Below are 18,824 nucleotides of genomic sequence, written 5' to 3' on the forward strand. Positions count from 1 at the left end.
GGTTTCAGCTCCTAGTGGTGTTGCTTGGCGGGGTTTGGTTCCAGGAGTGGATGGAACTCATCTGTGATTCGGCGGCCTCGTCCATGTGGATGGACAGGACGGGAAGAATCTCTTCGAGAGCCTCGGTACTCAGCATGTCCGAGTGCCGGGCATCGACCTCGGTGACGTGGATGTCGCCGGTGACGAATCGGCGCCATGAGTCGGGGCCGGGGGTGCCGCTGGGAACGTCTCGGGTCGCGGTGAAGAGCACCAGCTCACCGTCGAACGTCTCCACCGGGGCCTCGCGGATCAGTCTGGCCAGGGTGAAGAACCCGCGGGTCATCGCCGCAATGGTCGTCGGTGCCACATTGCCGAGGGGATCACCGTGTGCACGCAGGATCTCCAGGGCCCGTTCGTCATCGAGACCCTCCGTCGTCTCCGTGATCGCCGGGTGATTGGCGCCGAGGTAGTTCGCCCACAGCTCGGACCCTTCGCCGACATCGGCGTTGCGCTCCTGCCCGGTGGGGAAGGCGTCGAGAATTCCGAGGAACGCGACGGACTCGCCCTGCTCCTGAAGGCGGGTGGCCAGACGGTGGGCGAGGACGCCGCCGAGAGACCACCCGATCAGGTGGTAGGGGCCCGACGGCTGAACCGTCTGCAGATGGTCGATGTAGTCGTCGGCGAGTTCGGTCAGCGTCCGGGCCGTCATCTCCGCCGGGTCCCCGGGTGAGAGGCCGGGCATCTGCAGGCCGATCAGCGGACGATCCGGATCGAGGCCGTGGAGCATCGCGGCGAATCCCCAACTGATGCCCGTGGCCGGGTGAACGGCGAACAGCGGCGGCTTCGAACCCGCGCGGCGCAGTGGAAGCAGGCGGTGGAGGCTGTCGGCCATGGAGTCCGCACCGCCTCGGCCGACCTCGCGAACGAGCTGTTCGACGGTCGATGAGCGGAACAGGGCCTGGACCGACAGATCGGCACCGAAGGCCTCGTTGACGGCCGCGATGAGGGGCCGGGCGAGGAACGAGTGCCCGCCGAGTTCGAAGAACGACTCATCGATGCCGACACGCGGCAGGGACAGGACGCGCGCGAAGATCGCGGCGACGGTCTCCTCCTGCGGCGTGCGCGGCATCAGCCGCGATCCGACGGCCGCTGTCGACGGATCGGGCAGGGCCGCCTCGTCGATCTTGCCGTGAGCGGTGAGGGGGATCTCGTCGATGACGACGAGGTGCGAGGGCGCCATGTAGGACGGAACGACCGAACGCACATGGTCGCGAGCCTCATCGGCGAGCACGTCTGGAGACGACGTCCCGGTTGCGTCTTCGGCGAGCTCGGCGTCGGTCTCCGTCCTCGCGCCGGCCCCGGCGATGATATAGCCGACGAGCTGCATGGTGGCAGGGTCCGTGCCGAACGGGCGGACGACGGCGTCCCTGACGCCCGGTGCCTGGCGCAGGGCCCGCTCGACCTCCCCGAGTTCGACCCGGTATCCGCGCAGCTGGATCTGATCATCGCTGCGACCGATGAATACGAGCTCTCCGCCCTTGTGCCGGACGACGAGATCACCGGTCCGGTACATGCGCTCGCCCGAGCCCCCGTGGGGGTCGGCGACGAAGCGTTCTGCGCTCAGCCCCGGTCGGCCCCGATACCCGTGGGCCAACTGCTCACCCGCCAGATACAGTTCGCCGACCGTGCCGGACGGCACATGATGGAGGCGTTCATCGAGGACGTATCCGCGCATGCGCTCAAGCGGTGCCCCGAGAATCGGCGTCTGGGAGGCGCCCACAGGCGCGGCGAATGCGTCGACCGTGGTCTCCGTGGGTCCGTAGAGGTTGTGGGCGATGATGCCCGGGTGGTCGCGCAGCCACTGCCAGAGATCGGGATCGATCGCTTCCCCGCCGAGGGCGAGGATGATCGGAGAGTCTTCTTCCGCGGCCTCGGTGATCATGCGCTCGAATTCCGGTTCGGTGGTCAGCAGGCGAAGGTAGCTCGGTGTCGTCTCCCAGAACCCGATGTCGAGTCTGCGCAGATCGGCCGCCAGCTGCTGCGGATCGCGTTGGACGGTCTCCGAGGCGATGTGAAGCGGATGCCCGACCACCATCCACAGCAGGGGATCCCAGGCGGCGTCGAAGCCGATTCCGGTGGTGTGGGCGACCGGAATCCGATCGGCCTCATCACTCGGGGTCGGCAGGAGCCGTGTGCGGTGGGAGGCGAGGAGATTCGCAAAGGCCGAGTGGCCGACCTCGACGCCCTTGGGCCGGCCCGTCGAGCCGGAGGTGAAGGTCACATAGGCCGCCGATTCACGATGAGGCGTGGGCGGCATCGCGGTCGTGGTGGCAGCGGTTCCCCTTGGGATCGGCGTCCCCTGAGGAGCAGGCGAGGTGCGATCCGAACCGTCGGCCGGCGAGATCTCGACGATGCTCGGCGTGATCCCGGCATCGGCGAGGAGGGGCGCGAGCTCTGAGGCGCCGCCCGGCTGTGTGATGACGATGAGCGGTTCGGCGTCGGTGAGGATCGCCGTGGTGCGGCCGCGGGGATAGTCGATGTCGATCGGGTTGAAGGCGGCACCGGACTTGAGCACGGCCAGCGTGGCGACGATGACGCCGGGGCCGCGACTCAGTCGGACGGAGACCGTTTCGCCGGCACCTGCTCCCTGGTCGATGAGCTTGTGCGCCAACTCGGACGAAGCCGCGTCGAGTTCGCGGTAGGACAGTGACGTCTGGTCGGACCGGACCGCCATGGCATCGGGCAGTCGGGCTGCCGTGGCGGCGAAGACGTCGAGCACCGGTGGCGGCGTGTCTGCAGGCTCGGGGCCGGTGAGGGAATCGATCGCCGTCCGCGTTTCGACCGGGTCGAGCAGGGCGATGTCGTGCAACGGTCGTTCGGGATCCTGCACGGCCTCATCGACGAATCGGGAGAATCGTCGGCAGATGCCGGCGATGGTCTCCGCGTCGAACATCGATGAGTTGAAGTCGAGGACCACCGCGAGCCCCGCCTCGGCATCGCTGCGGCGGAATGTGAACGAGAGGTCGAACTTCGCGTCACCGGTTTCGACCTCAGGTTCGATGCTCGTGGTCACCCCGGGCAGCTCGAGTTTCGGTGCTGCCGACTCCTCGAGGGACAGCATGACCTGGAACAGGGGATGGCGTCCCAGTTCGCGAGGCGGATTGACCGATTCGACGAGACGCTCGAACGGCACGTCGTCGAGTTCCACAGCATCGATGACTGCGGCGCGGGTGCGAGCCAGGAGCTCGCGCAGGCCGGGGCCCGCCGAGGTGTCGGTGCGGATCGGAATGGTGTTGACGAAGAGTCCGACCATGTCTTCCAACGCCGGGTCCGAGCGGCCGGCGCTGGGGGAGCCGATGACGATGTCCTCACCGGCACCGAGCCTGCTGAGATAGCCGGCGAGCACGGAGTGCAGCGCCATGAACAGGCTGGCCCCGTTCTCCGCGGCCACCGCTGCCAGACGGACAGAGGTACGGGCGTCGAGGCTGAAGTGATGGTGACGACCCGACTGTCTGGCGGTCGTGGGACGGGGACGATCGGCGGGCAGGGTGATGTCGGTGGGAATCCCCTCGAGCCGGTCGTGCCACGCCCGGACCTTTCGTTCCAGGAGCGGGGCCTCCGCTGCCGGGGGGGCTTGCTCGTCCTCGAGAACATGGCGCTGCCAGAGCGCGTACTCGGCGTATTGGACCTCGAGGGTGCGCTGCATCGGATGGGCCGAGCCGCGCAGTGCGGCATAGGCGGTGGACAGGTCCTGCGTCAGCGGTCTCAGCGAGGCCCCGTCAGTGGCGATATGGTGCATCACCAGGTGGAGGACCCACTCGTCGCCTTCAGTGAAGAGGCTCGCACGAATGGGAAGGTCGCGGCTGAGGTCGAATCCGACGGCGGCCTCGTCCCGCATTCGCTCCGCGGTCTGCGTGCCAGAGGTTGTGGTGCGGCGTGCCATGAGACCCTCGCCGGCGTCCGGGGGCAGGATCTGCTGGACGGGGCTGCCATCGACACTGGGGTAGACGGTGCGCAGGATCTCGTGTCGGGCGATCACGTCCGTCAGCGCCTGGCCGAGAGAATCCGCGTCGAGATCTCCGGAGAATCGGACAGCCAAGGAGATGGTGTAGTCCGAGGCATCGGTGTCGAGCTGATTGAGGAAGTGCAGCCGCGCCTGCCCATAGGACAGAGGGATCAGCTGCGGGCGGGGCTGCCCGTGCGACCGACTCCACGCGGTGAGGCTCATGTGCGGCGCACCGTCGGCCGATTCTGCCGTCCTCGCGGGCTCCTCGGCGGGTGCCGGCTCGGTGCGGCCGCGAGACTCGAGTCGATTCAGCAGCGCAGCCGGGGTGGGGGAGTCGAAGATTGCGCGCAGCGGCAGCTCGGTGTCGAAGGCAGTGCGGATGCGGCCGATGAGGGAGACCGCCAGCAGCGAGTGCCCGCCGAGGTCGAAGAAGTCGTCGTCGAGGCCGATCTCATCAGCACCGAGCACGGACGAGAAGACTCGGCACATGGTGTGTTCGTCCGCGCTGCGCGCGGCTCTGGAGTCCGTGGTCCCCGAAGCAGTGGGGGCAGGCAGCCGGGAGCGGTCGAGTTTGCCGTGTGAGGTCAGCGGGATCGAGTCGAGACCGATGAGGATGTGGGGGACCATCGGTGCCGGCAGCTGGGCGGCGAGGTGATCGCGGAGGGCCGCCTCGTCGGCGTCCCCGGTGTAGTAGCCGATGAGCCGTGCCGATTCGGGGTTCGTGAGATTCTCGACGATGGCCGCCGCCTGGGTGACGCCGCTGCCCGTGGCCAGGGCGTTCTCGACGTCTCCGAGCTCGACCCTGTATCCGCGCAGTTTGATCTGGTCGTCATCGCGGGAGACGAAGTCGAGGCTGCCGTCGGGGTGTCGGCGCACGAGGTCGCCGGTCCGGTACATCCGAGCGCCCGGTTCGAGAGGATCGGCGACGAATCGCGCTGCCGTCTCCTTGGGCCTGTTGACGTAGCCGGAGGCGATTCCGGCGCCGGCGATATAGAGATCGCCGACGACTCCATGTGGGACCTCACGCAGATTCTGATCGAGGACCATGGTTCGAACATTCCTGATCGGGTGCCCGATGGTGGGTCGGTCTCCCGCGACTGCGGCGGTGACGGAATCGATGGTGAATTCGGTGGGACCGTAGAAGTTGTGGGCTCGCACCTTGGGGTTCGCAGCAAGCTCCTGCCAGAGATCCTCGGGCACGGCCTCTCCGCCGAGGGCGAGCGACAGCGGGACGCGGTCTTCCTCGGTCTCGTCGTCGAACAGTCCTGAGATGATGAGCTGCCTGACGAACGACGGGGTGGTCTCGAGGGCCCGGATCTCATGCTCGCGGCAGAATCGGACGAGTGCTTCGGCATCGCGGCGGATCTCGTCGCCGACGATGTGCAGGCTCGCTCCTGCCACGAGCCAGAGCACCGGGTCCCAGGCGGCGTCGAAGCCCAACCCCGCCGTGTGCGCCGCCTGGACCGGTCCGACGTCGAGTCCCGCCTCGGCGAAGATGGTCTCCCGATGATGGGCCAGCAGATTCAGCAGTGCACTGTGGGGGACGGCCACACCCTTCGGAGTGCCGGTCGAACCCGAGGTGTACATCTCATAGGCGCGGTCGCTCGGAACCGGACGGTCGGCCCAGCGGCGACCGTGGTCGGCGGTGTCATCGGCACGTCGACCGACCTCGGCGGTGTGGAGTTCGGCGGTGCCGATCGCTGTGCCCGGGCGGACCGGGAGTTCAGCCTCGTCGGTGATGACGGCCGCGGGGGCGCTCGCGGTGAGGATCAGCCGGATCCGCTCTCCGGGGTAGCTGAGGTCGATGGGCACAGCGACTGCCCCGATCGAGAGGACGGCCAAGGGGGCCGCGACGGCGTCGGCGGACCGGGGAAGGGCAATGGCGACGGTGTCTCCCGCTGTGATTCCGCGGGAGGCCAGGACATGAGCGATCTGGTCGATGCGGGCCCCGAGGCCGGCGAAGGTCAGCTCACCGTCGTCGGCGATGAGCGCCCGACGGTCGGGATGCCTCCTGATCGTCGAATCGAGGACGTCGAGGACCGTCGACTCGGGTGCGACCGCGGCGCGGCCCTGACCCTGAGTGCGGATCTCTGCGAGCTCGTCCGGACGCAGCACCTCGAGTTCGCGCAGCGGTGTGTGCGGGTCGGCGGCGAACTGGTCGATCACTCGCACGAATCGCGCGGCGATGGCTTCGGCGGTGGATTCGTCGAAGAGCGCGGAGTCGAACTCGAGGGAGCCGGTGATGCCGGCAGCCTCATCGACCGTGGGCATTGTTTCGCCGACCGGGCGAGACGCGCCGTCGTTCTCACGTTCGGCCAGGTCGAGGAGGAGGTCGAACTTCGCCTCCGACACCTCTGGCCCGGGTGCGGGTTCGACGTCGAGGTCACCCATGTCCAGAGCCGCGGGGGCAGTGTTCTGCAGGGTCAGCATGACCTGGAACAGCGGATGGAGCTGATCCGAACGTGGGGGTGCGAGTTCGTCGACGACGCGTTCGAACGGCGCATCCTGATTGGCATAGGCGGAGAGGTTGGACGCGCGGACCCGATCGACGACATCGACGAGGCTGGGGTTGCCGGAGGTGTCGGTGCGCAGAACGATGGTGTTGACGAAGAAGCCGATGAGATCGTCGAGTTTCGTCTCCGTCCTGCCGGCGACGGGAGTGCCGATGGGAATGTCGTTGCCGGCACCGAGTCTGCTCAGCAGCACAGCGAAGGCGGCTTGCAGGACCATGAACAGACTGGCATTGCGCTCGCCGGAGAGCCGGCGCAGACCGGCGTGGGTCTCGGCGTCGATGTCGACGGGGACCCTGCGGGAGACACGGTCGGTGTTCTGTGCGCTCCTGGGCCGATCGACGGGAAGTCTGAGTTCGACCGGAGCCCCGGTCAGCGCGTCCTTCCAATAGGCCAGCTGGTCGGCGATCTCGCTGTCGGGGTTGTCCTCGGAGCCGAGCGTTCTCCGCTGCCACAGTGCGTAGTCGGCGTATTGGACCGGCAGCTCGGGGATGGCGGGGGTGGTGCCGCGAGCCCGAGCGCGATAGGCAGCGGAGAGGTCACCGGCCAGGGGCCGCAGCGACCAGCCGTCGGCGGCGATGTGGTGGAGCGTGAGGAGCAGGAGATGATCCTCGGTGCCCAGCCTGATCAGCAGGGCCCGGATCGGCAGCTGCGTCGAAACGTCGAAGCCGTGTGTCGTCTCCGCATCGACGGTGTGATCGACGAGGTCCTCGCTGATCTCCACAAGGGGCAGGGCGATCTGCGCATCGTCGGCGGCGCGGACCACCTGTTCGGGCTGACCCTCGGTCCACGGGAACACGGTGCGCAGGCTCTCGTGCCGAGCGACGACGTCGTTGATGGCAGCTCGCAGAGCATGGGTGTCCAGGTCTCCGCGGATGCGCAGGGTGAGCGGAATGTTGTAGGCCGCGGATGCCGGGTCGAACTGGTTGAGGAACCACAGACGGCTCTGCGCGTAGGACAGGGGAATGGTCGCGGGACGGTCTGCGGCGACGAGTTCGTCTGCCGGCTCCTGTGCCGTGTCGTCGAGGTCGAGTCCGGCACTGAGTTCGCGGACGGTGGGATGGTGGAAGATCTCGCTCAGGGCGGGTGGGGACGCGAACCTCTCCCGCAGTGAGGCCACCAGCTGGGTGGCGAGCAGGGAGTGCCCGCCGAGTTCGAAGAAGTCATCGTCGATGCCGACGGTCTCCACCCCCAGCACTTGGGCGAAGGCCTCGGCCACGGCCTGCTCCTGGACTGTCCTTGGTGCTGCCGATTCCGATTGCGCCGACTGCGGTTCCGGCAGCGCGGCGCGGTCGAGCTTGCCGTTGACGGTGAGGGGAATCCGCTCGATCTGTGTGATGAATGACGGAACCATGTAGTCGGGTACGCGCGTCTTCATGCGCCGACGCACCTCGGCAGTATCGATCTGCTCATCGGCGGTGATGTAGCCGAGAAGCTGACTGTAGCCGGCCTGGTTCTGTCCCAGGATGACCGCGGCCGACCGGATCCGGCCCTCCGACTGGAGAGCGAGCTCGACCTCGGAGAGTTCGACGCGATAGCCGCGCAGTTTGATCTGCTCATCGGCCCGGCCCAGGAACTCGATGCCTCCGGCCAGAGGCCTGCGGACGATGTCGCCGGTGCGATACATTCTGGAGCCGTCGTCGGCGAAGGGGTCGGCGATGAACCGTTCTGAGGTGGTGGCCGGGCGGCCCACGTAGCCGCGCGCCAGATTCAGCCCCGCAATGTAGAGCTCCCCACGCGCCTGCGCCGGAACAGGGGCCAACCGGGAGTCGAGGACGTAGTGCCTGGTGTTCGCCACGGAGCCGCCGAGGTCGGGTGAGGCACCGGCGACGATGGGAGCGGTGAGACTGTCGACCGTCGTTTCCGCCGGGCCGTACAAGTTGAAGGAGTCCACCTCGGGCAGGGCCGCGAGCTGATCCCAGAGACCGCGTTCGACCGCTTCGCCGCCCAGGGCGACGACGCTGGGATGCTCGGTGCCGCTGAACGTGCCGTGCGCGAGAAGGGCCTTGACGAATGAAGGAGTCGTCTCGATCGAGTCGATGCCGTGGGCGGCGAAGTAGTCGGTGAGAGTTTCGGGGTCACGGCGGGTGATCGAGTCGATGAGGTGGAGTTCGTGCCCGGCGAAGAGCCACAGCAGCGGATCCCAGGAGGCGTCGAAAGAGATCCCTGCCGTGTGCGCCACGCGCAGTCCTCGTCCAAGCCGTTGGGCGGCCGGATCGAAGATGGTCTTCTTGTGGCTGTGGAAGAGATTGAGCAGCGACCGGTGCTCGACCCCGATGCCCTTGGGCCGACCGGTCGACCCGGAGGTGAAGATGACGTAGGCGAGGTCGTCGGGAGCAGGCGTCGATCCGGCCTGCGCTGACCCGGTCTGGGTCGACTCGGTCTGGGTCGACTCGGTCGTCGGTGCTGTCGACTGTGGTTCCGCGTCGATGTCGATGACGGGTCGGTCGGTGCTCACACTCGTTTCTCCGGCGGGACCCGACGCTGCAGAGGAATTGATGACGAGCACCGGCGCGGAATCGGCGATCATCGCTTCGAGGCGGTCGGCCGGATAGTCAGGGTCGAGGGGTACGTAGGCGGCACCTGTTCTGAGGATTCCGAGCACGGCGATGGGCAGCGTGGTGGACCGGCCCAAGCGTGCCGCGATGCGAGTCCCGGGCCCTGCACCGCAGTCCCGAAGACGGTTCGCGAGCTCAGTCGAGCGGCGGTCGAGTTCGCAGAAGCTGATGTGCCCGTCCTCGGCGACGACCGCGGTGGCGAATGGGGATTTGCGGGCGTGACGGGAGAATTCCTCCACCACGGTGTGGCGGGGAAGGCTCTGGGCGGGTCCCTGGCCGCCCGCGATGAGTTCGTCGGACTCGCCGGCATCGATGAGCGCGAGCCCCGACAGGTGCTGATCTTCGCTCGGATCGAACTGGCGCAGGACGGAGAGGAACTGCCGCAGGTGCTCGGCGAGGCTGTGCTGATCGTAGAGTTCGGCGTTCGCCTCGAACCGAACGATGGCCGGCCTGCTGCCTCCATCGGAGCTGGGATCCGCTCCGATGCCGTGGACGATGATCGAGAGGTCATCGACCGGGCCGGTCGACAGCAGGTGCAGCGAGGCGGTCGACATTCCGAAGTCGATGTCGTCGACGTGCGGGAAGATGTTGACCGAAGGCCCGATGTAGTCGCTGTCGGTGCTCAGCTCCTGATACTGGAAGCGCTGATGGGTGAGCGTCTCGCGCAGTGTGGCGCCGGCGTCGGCGACGAGATCTGCCGACGTCATCCCCGGTGCCGCCTGCACCTGTACCGGCAGGATCTTCGACATCATGGACGGCACTGATTTGGACAGGGCGCTGCGACGAGCAGTGACCGGAAGGCCCACCGAGATGGACTCTCGTCCGGTCATGCGGTGCAGGTAGGCCGCTGCGGCGCTGAGGATGAGGGTCGGTGCCGACCGGGAGCCGGCCAGGCGTGATGAGAGCTCCTGGGGGATGTCGGCATTGCAGGTGACAAGCCGTCGTGCCGGTGATGCCGGACGGTCGGCCAGGCCGGTGGCCGTCTCCGACTCGGAGCGCACCTGCTTCCAGAACTCGGCGTCGGTGGTGAAGCGCTGCGAGGAACGGTACCGAGCCTCCTCGGCCACCAGATCGTCGAGGTTGCCGAAGGGCGAGTCCGATGCGGTTCCCTGATCGGCGAGTTCCCGGTAGACCTGGGATTCGCGGCGGAGGACGAGGACGGCGGAATAGCCGTCGACGAGGAGGTGGTGGGCCCGCTGATAGAAGATCCAGTGGTCGGGTCCGATGTGGAACAGCTGGGACCGGAGCAGGTCACCCTCATCGACATCGTGGACGGTTTCGAGATCCTCCTGCATCAGCGCATGGGCCGAGGCTTCGGGATCCTCACTCGACTCCGTCCGCAGGTCACGGACCAGGAGATGGCTGCGTGCCGGTCCGAGCTGTTGGAAGGGACCTTTTTCGTCCTCACCGAAGACGACGTTGAGCGAGTCGGCTTCGGCTACGGTCGTGGCGACCGCCTTGCGCATTCTGTCGACATCGAGCGGCCCGCGAATATCGACGTAGAGCCCGATCTGGAACGTCGGGTTGTCTGGTTCGATCTTCTGGGCGTACCAGATTCCGCGCTGTGCTGAGGTGAGGTCGATTCGAGCGTTCTCGTCAGTCATCGTGTCTTTCGCATTGGGTGGGGGTTTCCTTGGGCGAGGTTTCCGTCGGCAAGGAGGCGCGCGGGTGCTCAGCGCAACCCGGCTGTAGGCTCACGTGAGCAAGCAGGGGATCGGTCGTTACTGGAACTGCCCGATGTTGATATCGCCGAGGAGGTCGCCCAGATCGATGATCGGGCCGTTGATGAGCGCCCCCGAGGCCTCGGTCGAATCGGTCGGTGAGGTCTCGGCAGCGGAGGCGCCCCCGGGCGCGGCCATGAGACCGACGGCAATGACGATGCTCGCGAGGGCGGCACCGGAGACGGTGCGGGCGTTGATGAGCGTGAGATTCTTCATGGTCTCTGTCCCCTTCTGACTTCGTGGTCGTCCGTATTGGATCGGACATGTGTCGTTCGGAGGGCTCGCGCACGTGGATTGGCCGGCCGGGACGTTTTCTTGATCCGATGGTTCGAACCCTCGTCACAGCGGTACGACAGGGCAGGGCCGCCTCGGCGAGGGAAGACGAAACACCACGGGTGCCGACGTCCTCACGATGAGGACATCGGCACCCGTGGCGGTTGTGGAGCGGGAGCGACCGGGGGTCAGCTCACGGTGACCTTTTCGCCTTCAGCGGGGCGAGCCGCCTCGGGGGCATCCGTCGACGCACCGTGCGCATCCGGTTCGAGCGAGAGCTCGTCGAACGGGTTCTCACCCGACAGGGTGGCACGGGCGACGTCGAGGTCGATCTCGTTCGTCCACTTGCCGATGAGCAGGGTGGCCACGGCGTTGCCGGTGAAGTTCGTCAGCGCACGGCACTCGGACATGAACTTGTCGATGCCGACGATGACGCCCATGCCGTCGAGCAGCTCGGGACGGTGCGACTGCAGACCGGCGGCCAGGGTGGCCAGGCCGGCACCGGTGACGCCGGCGGCGCCCTTGGACGCGATGATCATGAACACGAGCAGCGAGATCTGCTCGGGGATCGACATCGGCATACCCATGGCCGAGGACACGAACAGCGACGCCATGGTCAGGTAGATGGCGGTGCCGTCGAGGTTGAACGAATAACCGGTGGGCACGGTGATGCCGACGACCGGCTTCGAGACTCCGGCGTGCTCCATCTTCGCGATCAGGCGCGGCAGGGCCGACTCGGACGACGAGGTGGAGAAGATGAGCAGGAACTCACGGGCCAGGTACTTCAGCAGCAGGAAGATGTTGAGCCCGGTGACGATCTTGAGCAGACCGCCGAGGACGACGACGATGAACAGGGCGCAGGTGAGGTAGAAGGCGCCCATGAGGGTCGCCATCGCACCGATCGCGGCCCAGCCGGTCTTGCCGACGACTGCGGCGATCGCACCGAAGGCGCCGACCGGGGCGGCCCACATGATCATCATCATGAGCTTGAAGACGACGGCCTGGATGTGCTTGATGCCGGTGAGCACGGGCTCGCCGGCCTTGCCCATCGACTGCAGGGCGAAGCCGACGAGGAGGGCGAGCACGAGGGTGGGAAGCACCGGGATGTCACCGGGGATGAGGCTCATGAGGAAGGCGACCATTCCGCCTTCCTCACCACCGGCGGCCGCCTCGTACGGCTGGAGGTGCAGGCCGTCGCCGGGGTGGATGAAGTTGCCGACGACGAGACCGATGACCAGGGCGAAGGTCGCCATGATGAGGAAGTAGATGAGGGCGAGTCCGCCGACCTTGCCGACGGTGGCGGCCTTCGCCACGGAGCCGACGCCGAGGACGATGGTGCAGAAGATGACCGGGGCGATGATCATCTTGATGAGCGCGACGAACGCCTTGCCGAGGGGTTCGAGTGCGATTCCGGCATCCGGGGCGATGAGCCCGAGAGCGGCACCGGCGACCACGGCCACGATGACCATGATGTAGAGCCAGTGCGTGCGATCCTTCTTCCGCTGCGGGGCACCCGGTTCGGGAGCGTTTGCTGCGGCGGCGATCTCCTTGTCGAAGGATCCGCCTTGCTGTTGTGGCGACGTTGCCATGTTTCCTCCAGATGATGTTCGCGACCTCACCCGTCGGTGGGTGGGATCGCACGCGACGATTGGCCGCGGTGGTGATGTACCCGACAACTGTGCCAGCGAAGTGTGACGGGTGTCTCGGTTGCGTTCATAGTGTTCACAGGAGGAATTGGGCGCCCGCCGAGGCGGGGGCTCGGCCGGCGAGGGTCGGCCGGGCGGGGTCAGGCCCGTGGGCCCTCTGCCTGCCGGGGACCGACATCGACAGGCGGTTCCTGCCGTTCGAGGGCCTTGCGGCCGATGGGACAGGTGATGGTGAGCTTGAGGCGTCGGCCCTTCGCGTCTTCGACGGCCCGTCGCATGAGCTCCCACCGGTGGCGGTCGGCCTGTGTGGGCTCGATCGCCTCACAGTAGATGAACATGACCTCATTGGCGTCGGGCTCGAGTTTGTAATGCAGCGCGGCGACGAGCTTGCCGGGAAGGTAGAGGTCGTACTTCGAGGATTCCTGGTTGTTGAGCATCGTGTACACAGTGGTCTCCTTGGGGTGGGTCGGTCAGAATCGGCGGTGTCACCAGTCGCTGGGCGACAGAGCCGCCGCAGATGCTGGGTCTCGCAGGTCGTGGAGGAAAGCTTGCGCCCAGTGGCGGACGTCGAAGGCGGCGACGGTGTCGGCCATCGCATCCATGCGCCTCCGGGCCTCGTCTTCGCTGAGCGTGGTCGCATGATGGATGGCCGCCTTCAGGGCGGCCCGGTCGTGGGGATTGACGACGATGGCTTGGTCGAGTTCTTCGGCGGCCCCGGCGAACTCGGAGAGGACGAGTGCCCCGCCCCTGCCTCGGCGGGCAGTGGCGAATTCCTTGGCCACGAGGTTCATCCCGTCCCGCAAAGAGGTGACGAGCAGGATGTCGGCGGCCAGGTACAGGGCGACGGCTTCCTCTGTCGAATACGAGTGGTGGGAGTAGTGGATGACATCGCGACCGAGAGTGGAGAACCTCCCGTTGATGCGCCCGACCGTATGTTCGACCTCGTCGCGCAGGTCTTGGTAGGCGCGCACGCCTTCGCGGGACGGGACTGCGATCTGTGCGAGACAGGTTCCCCGCGCATCGAGCAGTCCGTCATCGATCAGCTCCTCGAAGGACCACAGCCGGTGCAGGATCCCCTTCGAATAGTCGAGGCGATCGACCCCGATCATGAGGGTGGCGGGATCGCCCAGATCACGGCGGAAGCAGCGGGCCTTCTCCTGTACGGCCGGGGATTCGGCCGCGGCTCGGATCTCCTCGACGTCGATCGAGATCGGGTACGAGCCGACGCGGCCGCGAAGTTCCTCGGGGTCCATGCCCAACAGCTTCTGCATGGCCTGGCGGACTTTCGCGGCATCGGCCTCTCGCTGGAGACCGATGACATCGGCTCCGAGCAGGCCGCGCAGGATCTCGTCGCGCCAGGGCAGCTGGGCCATCTGCTCGACGGGAGGGAACGGGATGTGGCAGAAGTATCCGATCCTGAGGTCCGGTCGTTGGGCTCGGATCATCGCCGGCACGAGCTGGAGGTGGTAGTCATGTACCCAGATCGTCGCCCCGATCTCGGCTCTCGCGATCGCGGCCTGTGCGAATCGGGCGTTGACTGCCCGATAGGCCCGCCACCACGAGCGGTGGTACTGCGGCGCGACGATGAGGTCGTGGTGCAGCGGCCACAGGGTGGCGTTGCAGAATCCCTCATAGTACTGCTGATGTTCGTCGAGGCTGAGAGGCACGGGGACAAGGCTCATCCCATCGACATCGAAGGACTCCAGGCTGTCGTCGTGCGTGCCCGCCCAACCGACCCAGGCTCCGGCGTGCTCACGCACCACGGGAGCCACGGCTGAGACCAGCCCGCCGGGCGAGGACTCCCACGTCCCGTCGATGCGGTCGACGGGGAGGCGATTGGCCACCACGACGAAAGCATGGCGGTCAGTTCCCATCATCGTCTCTTCTTCTCGTGCCGCCGGGCCGGATCGTGCCGGCACGTCGACTTCTGGGGCATAGGATCTGAAAGCATGGCCGAAGGGCGGAGGCGGACAGTGCCTCCGCCCTCCAGCCGCGTCCCTCAGTTCTCCGGTGAGTCCTTGAGCGAGTCTCTGACGCCCTTCAGCGAATCTTTGGCATCGTCGCCGACCTGCTTGATCTTGCCCTTGGCCGCGTCGGTCTTGCCCTCGGCCTCGAGGCTCTTGTCATCGGTGGCCTTGCCGGCAGCGGCCTTCGCCTTGCCCTTGAGCTCCTCTGCTTTGTCTGAGGTCTTGTCGGCCTTGTCGTGGGAATTCATGATTCGTCCTTTCGTATGGATCGGTCTGGACGTCCTGCTCTGTCGAGCACTATTCATGTTTATGGTGTAATCAACTTAGCAGACCGAGTTTTCGCTGCGCAATAGATCCGGCGAGTCGGGTGGTCGATGGAGGGTGATAGCTTAGTCATCCATGAGGAGTTTACAGTGTAATCGCGTTATCAGGGGATCTCTCGACGCGTCGGATCAAGCGAGTAGACTGACGGTGAAATCCGCCCGGTCTGCGACATCTCCGACGAGGAAAGGGAGGCGCGCGTGGTTCAGCAGCGACTTGATCGTGCACAGGTCGTCGAGTCGGCGATCGCCTTCGTCGATGCCTGCGGTCTCAGCGAGCTCACGATGCGTCGCCTCGGAACGGCCTTGGACGTAGAGGCGATGGCACTGTATCGGCACGTTTCGGGGCGGGGGGACCTCCTCGAGGCCATGGTCGACGAGCTCATCGACGGCCTCTTCGACGACGATCTCATGACAGAGGACTCCCATTCGTGGGAGGAGTATCTGCAGCGTGTCGCCAATGCCACGCGGAATCTGGCCCTCAAGCATCCGCGGATCTTCCCTCTCATCGCCACCCAGCCACCTCAGGCGCCCTGGCTCCGTCCGCCGCTGCGAAGCGTGCGCTGGGTCGAGGACTTCCTGTCCTCGCTGCAGCGCTTCGGATTTGCCGACGCCGAGGCGGTGGCGGCATACAAGGCCTTCACGAGCTTCCTCGTCGGCGCGCTTCTGCTCCAAGCGGCCTCCCTGACCCCGGAGGTCCTCGGAGATGAGGAGGAGTCCTCCGCCGGCGACGACCTCGGCGAGTATCCCACGGTGGCCCGATTGCAGGGCCTGCTCATGGAAGACCACGCCCAGCGCGAGTTCGACGACGCCCTCGACGATCTCATCGAGCGGATCCGCACCAGCACGCAGGGCTGAGAGTCTCGGCAGCTGGGGTCGACAGTCCTTGTGCTGTGGCGCACCTGCGCTCTCGCGGATAGTCTTGGCTCAGTGATGATCCCATTACGAAGGAGCAGGATATGAAACTCAGCACCGCACTTCTGCGCGCAGCCCCCGGCGCGTTCATCCTCAACTCGGGCATCGGCAAGCTCGGCCTCGACGAGGATTCCGCCGCGGGACTCCAGCAGATGGCCGCCAACGGTGTGCCCATGGTCGAAAACATGACCCCCGCCCAGTTCGGGAAGTTCCTCTCCTACGGTGAGATCGCCGTCGGCTCCGCACTGCTGCTGCCGTTCGTGCCCACCCGCATCGCCGGCGCCGCACTGACGACGTTTGCCGCAGGCCTCGTCGCGAACTACTTCTCCATCGATTCGATGACCAAGGACGACGGAATCCGCCCGTCCGAGGACGGCATCGCCGTGGCCAAGGACACCTGGCTGGCCGCGATCGGCCTGGCCCTCCTGCTGACCGGCGGCAGCAAGAAGAAAAAGAAGAGCGACACGAAGTAATGACCTCCGTCCCGGCCCCACCACGGCGGGGCCGGGATCGATTCCGGGCTCGCCGAGGCGGGACCCTGGCGAGGCGACTCTTCCTCGTCCAGCTCGTCCTCATCGTCATCGTCTGCACCGCTCTGTCGGTGACGAGCTACGTGACGACGCTGAACAACATTCGGCACGCTGCCGGAGAACGGGTGCTGTCCATCGCCGAGACCCTCGCCCACGACCCCTTCGTCACCGAGGCTGTGACCGAGGATGATCCCTCCGCCCGGTTGCAGCCGTTCGCGCTGACCGTCATCGACACCGCCGAGGTGGATTTCGTGACGATCATGGACCGTGACGGCACCCGCTACACCCACCCGGATCCCGATCAGCTGGGCAAGACGTACCTCGGGTCCACCGCGAAAGCCCGCGCAGGGCAGGCCGAGACCGAGGAGTATGTGGGCACGCTCGGCCCGTCCGTGCGCGCGATCGTGCCGATCACCGACGCCGACGGCGAGGTCACCGCCATGGTCGCCGTGGGCGTGACCCTGGAGACACTGTCCGTGGCGCAGGCGGCCTCCCTGCCGCAGATCATCCTCGTCGGCCTCGCCGCTCTCGCCCTCGGTGGTCTCGGCTCCTGGCTGCTCGCCCGCTACCTGCGCCGAGTCACCCTCGGCTACGGTCCCGAGGAGCTGCGCCGGCTGTTCGCGTTCTACGATTCGGCCCTGCATTCCCTGCGCGAGGGACTCATCCTCGCCGACGAAACCGGTCGACTCGTCCTCTACAACGACGAGGCCGCGTCCCTGCTCGGCCTGCCCACAGTTGAGGACTCGACGCCGATCTCCCTCGCCGAGGTGGCCCTGCCTGAATCCGTCCGTGACCTTCTTGCGACTGGTCGGGTCGCGGTCGACGAAATCCACTTCACCGAGGATCGAGTCCTCGTCATCAGTCAGAAGCAGGCCCGGCAGCCGCGCGGCGGGCGGGATGAAGGCGGAACCGTCGCGACGCTGCGCGATCGCACGGACATCCAGGAGCTCACCGGAGAGCTCGCGACGATGACGACGCTGTCCGAAGCCCTGCGCGCCCAGACCCACGAACATGCCAACCGACTGCACACGGTCTCCACACTCATCGAGCTCGGCCGGGTGCAGGAGGCCCTCGACTTCGCGGTCAAGGATGAGCAGGAGTCGCAGCGATTGACGGATTCCTTCGTCGCCTCCCTCGACGAACCATTCATCACCGCACTCATGATCGGCAAGGCCGCGCAGGCCCACGAACGCGGCATCGAACTCACTGTCACCGCCACCGGGGAACTCCCGCCTGAACGACTCGATGCCCGCGACCTCGTCACCGTCGCCGGCAACCTTCTCGACAATGCCTTCGACGCCGTCGCGGACGCGGATGAGAAGCATGTGTGGGCAGACTTCGTCGCCGCGGACGGGGAGCTCATCATCACCATCGCGGACTCCGGTCCCGGGCTTGCGGGCGACGACATCGAGGCGCTCTTCCACCTCGGCGCCTCGGCGAAACCCGAGGTCGCAGGCGTGGGACGGCACGGATTCGGACTCGTCTTGGTCCGGCAGGCGGTGAGCCGCCTCGGCGGGCATATCGATGTCGACTCCGATGGCGGGGCGATCTTCACGATCACGCTCCCGCTGGGGGACGGGGCGGGCGACTACGATTCTGCCAGGGAACCCACCACGGACGGTGAGGGTTCGAGTCAGGATCGGGCGGAAGGAGACTCACGTGAGCGATGATGCCGCGCTGCGGGTCCTCATCGTCGAAGACGATCCGATGACGGCGCAGGCGCACGCGGACTTCGTGGCGCGGGTGCCCGGTTTCGACGTCGTCGCAACGTGTCTGGGCGGACACGAGGCGATCGAACGCTTCGACGAACTCGCCGCGGCCGGCACCCCGGTCGACATCGTCCTCCTAGACATGAACCTCACGGATTCTCACGGTCTCGAAGTTGCAGGGCGCCTGAATTCGCGTGGTCAGGACGTCGACATCATCGCGATCACCGCGGTGCGGCACCTCCAAGTGATCCGGTCGGCGATCTCATCGGGCATCACCCAATACCTCATCAAACCCTTCACCTTCGCGGCCTTCCGGGAGAAGCTGGAGAACCAGCGGGAGTTCCGGCGCGGACTCACCGGCTCGGGGTCCTTGGCGACTCAGGCCTCGGTGGACAATGCGCTCTCAGCTCTGCGGTCCGTGTCGGCAACGACCCTGCCCAAGGGACTCATCGCCGAGACCTTGGACGCCGTGTCCGCGTTCGTCCGGGACTCTCCGGTTCCGGTCTCCGCCACCGAGGTGGGGCGTCGGCTTGATCTGTCTCGCGTGACCGTCCGCCGGTATTTGGAACATCTCGTATCGACGAAACAGGCGATCAAGCAGCCCCGGCACGGGACCCCGGGGAGGCCCGAGTACGAGTATCGGTGGGTGTGAGGGGCCGAGTCAGTCCGGCTGAGGTGGCGGCTGTAAGG

Annotated in this window: 10 protein-coding genes; 4 read left to right on the top strand and 6 right to left on the bottom strand. The window is 66.6% G+C overall.

Translation table 11 applies throughout. The annotated features are described in order from the left end of the window. Positions 1-4: 4 nt before the first annotated feature. The 6 genes from QYM46_RS03300 to QYM46_RS03325 all read right to left on the bottom strand — a co-directional run bounded on the left by QYM46_RS03300 (position 5) and on the right by QYM46_RS03325 (position 14,908). Positions 5-10,657, bottom strand: a complete 10,653-nt coding sequence (locus tag QYM46_RS03300; protein WP_432790848.1) for an amino acid adenylation domain-containing protein — start codon at positions 10,655-10,657, stop codon at positions 5-7. A gap of 117 nt (positions 10,658-10,774) precedes the next feature. Next, positions 10,775-10,990, bottom strand: coding sequence for a hypothetical protein (locus tag QYM46_RS03305; RefSeq protein WP_169251315.1), 216 nt, complete (start codon positions 10,988-10,990; stop codon positions 10,775-10,777). Between the two features lie 245 nt (positions 10,991-11,235). Then, positions 11,236-12,636, bottom strand: a complete 1,401-nt coding sequence (locus QYM46_RS03310; protein ID WP_432790849.1) for a cation:dicarboxylate symporter family transporter — start codon at positions 12,634-12,636, stop codon at positions 11,236-11,238. A gap of 197 nt (positions 12,637-12,833) precedes the next feature. Then, on the bottom strand, positions 12,834-13,139 hold the full coding sequence (locus tag QYM46_RS03315; RefSeq protein WP_169251316.1) for a hypothetical protein: 306 nt from the start codon (positions 13,137-13,139) through the stop codon (positions 12,834-12,836). A gap of 39 nt (positions 13,140-13,178) precedes the next feature. Beyond that, positions 13,179-14,570, bottom strand: a complete 1,392-nt coding sequence (locus tag QYM46_RS03320; RefSeq protein ID WP_432790850.1) for an alpha,alpha-trehalose-phosphate synthase (UDP-forming) — start codon at positions 14,568-14,570, stop codon at positions 13,179-13,181. A gap of 122 nt (positions 14,571-14,692) precedes the next feature. Continuing rightward, positions 14,693-14,908 carry a CsbD family protein gene (locus QYM46_RS03325; RefSeq protein WP_152349260.1) on the bottom strand — a complete coding sequence of 72 codons (216 nt, stop codon included), beginning with the start codon at positions 14,906-14,908 and terminating at the stop codon, positions 14,693-14,695. Between the two features lie 273 nt (positions 14,909-15,181). Here QYM46_RS03325 and QYM46_RS03330 point away from each other — a divergent pair, with 273 nt between their 5' ends. From QYM46_RS03330 to QYM46_RS03345, 4 genes are all read left to right on the top strand, one after another. Beyond that, positions 15,182-15,838 (top strand): TetR/AcrR family transcriptional regulator, encoded by a 657-nt coding sequence (locus QYM46_RS03330; protein WP_025780048.1) that lies wholly within the window; start codon positions 15,182-15,184, stop codon positions 15,836-15,838. Positions 15,839-15,939: 101 nt separating this feature from the next. Beyond that, complete coding sequence (locus tag QYM46_RS03335) at positions 15,940-16,368, top strand: hypothetical protein (protein ID WP_169251318.1); 429 nt, start codon at positions 15,940-15,942, stop codon at positions 16,366-16,368. Further along, positions 16,368-18,095, top strand: coding sequence for a sensor histidine kinase (locus QYM46_RS03340; protein WP_432790851.1), 1,728 nt, complete (start codon positions 16,368-16,370; stop codon positions 18,093-18,095). Before QYM46_RS03335 ends, QYM46_RS03340 begins: the two co-directional genes overlap by 1 nt. 37 nt (positions 18,096-18,132) lie before the next feature. Continuing rightward, complete coding sequence (locus tag QYM46_RS03345) at positions 18,133-18,786, top strand: response regulator (RefSeq protein ID WP_432791709.1); 654 nt, start codon at positions 18,133-18,135, stop codon at positions 18,784-18,786. Positions 18,787-18,824 lie beyond the last annotated feature (38 nt).

This window comes from Brevibacterium sp. K11IcPPYGO002, from assembly GCF_050920635.1.
Taxonomy (GTDB): domain Bacteria; phylum Actinomycetota; class Actinomycetes; order Actinomycetales; family Brevibacteriaceae; genus Brevibacterium.

What these genes read in the sequence shown, in the direction of transcription:
- QYM46_RS03320 (WP_432790850.1), bottom strand. Translation starts at nt 14,570, where the DNA reads ATGATGGGAACTGACCGCCATGCTTTCGTCGTGGTGGCCAATCGCCTC.
- QYM46_RS03335 (WP_169251318.1), top strand. Translation starts at nt 15,940, where the DNA reads ATGAAACTCAGCACCGCACTTCTGCGCGCAGCCCCCGGCGCGTTCATC.
- QYM46_RS03325 (WP_152349260.1), bottom strand. Translation starts at nt 14,908, where the DNA reads ATGAATTCCCACGACAAGGCCGACAAGACCTCAGACAAAGCAGAGGAG.
- QYM46_RS03305 (WP_169251315.1), bottom strand. Translation starts at nt 10,990, where the DNA reads ATGAAGAATCTCACGCTCATCAACGCCCGCACCGTCTCCGGTGCCGCC.
- QYM46_RS03300 (WP_432790848.1), bottom strand. Translation starts at nt 10,657, where the DNA reads ATGACTGACGAGAACGCTCGAATCGACCTCACCTCAGCACAGCGCGGA.
- QYM46_RS03345 (WP_432791709.1), top strand. Translation starts at nt 18,133, where the DNA reads ATGACGGCGCAGGCGCACGCGGACTTCGTGGCGCGGGTGCCCGGTTTC.
- QYM46_RS03310 (WP_432790849.1), bottom strand. Translation starts at nt 12,636, where the DNA reads ATGGCAACGTCGCCACAACAGCAAGGCGGATCCTTCGACAAGGAGATC.
- QYM46_RS03340 (WP_432790851.1), top strand. Translation starts at nt 16,368, where the DNA reads ATGACCTCCGTCCCGGCCCCACCACGGCGGGGCCGGGATCGATTCCGG.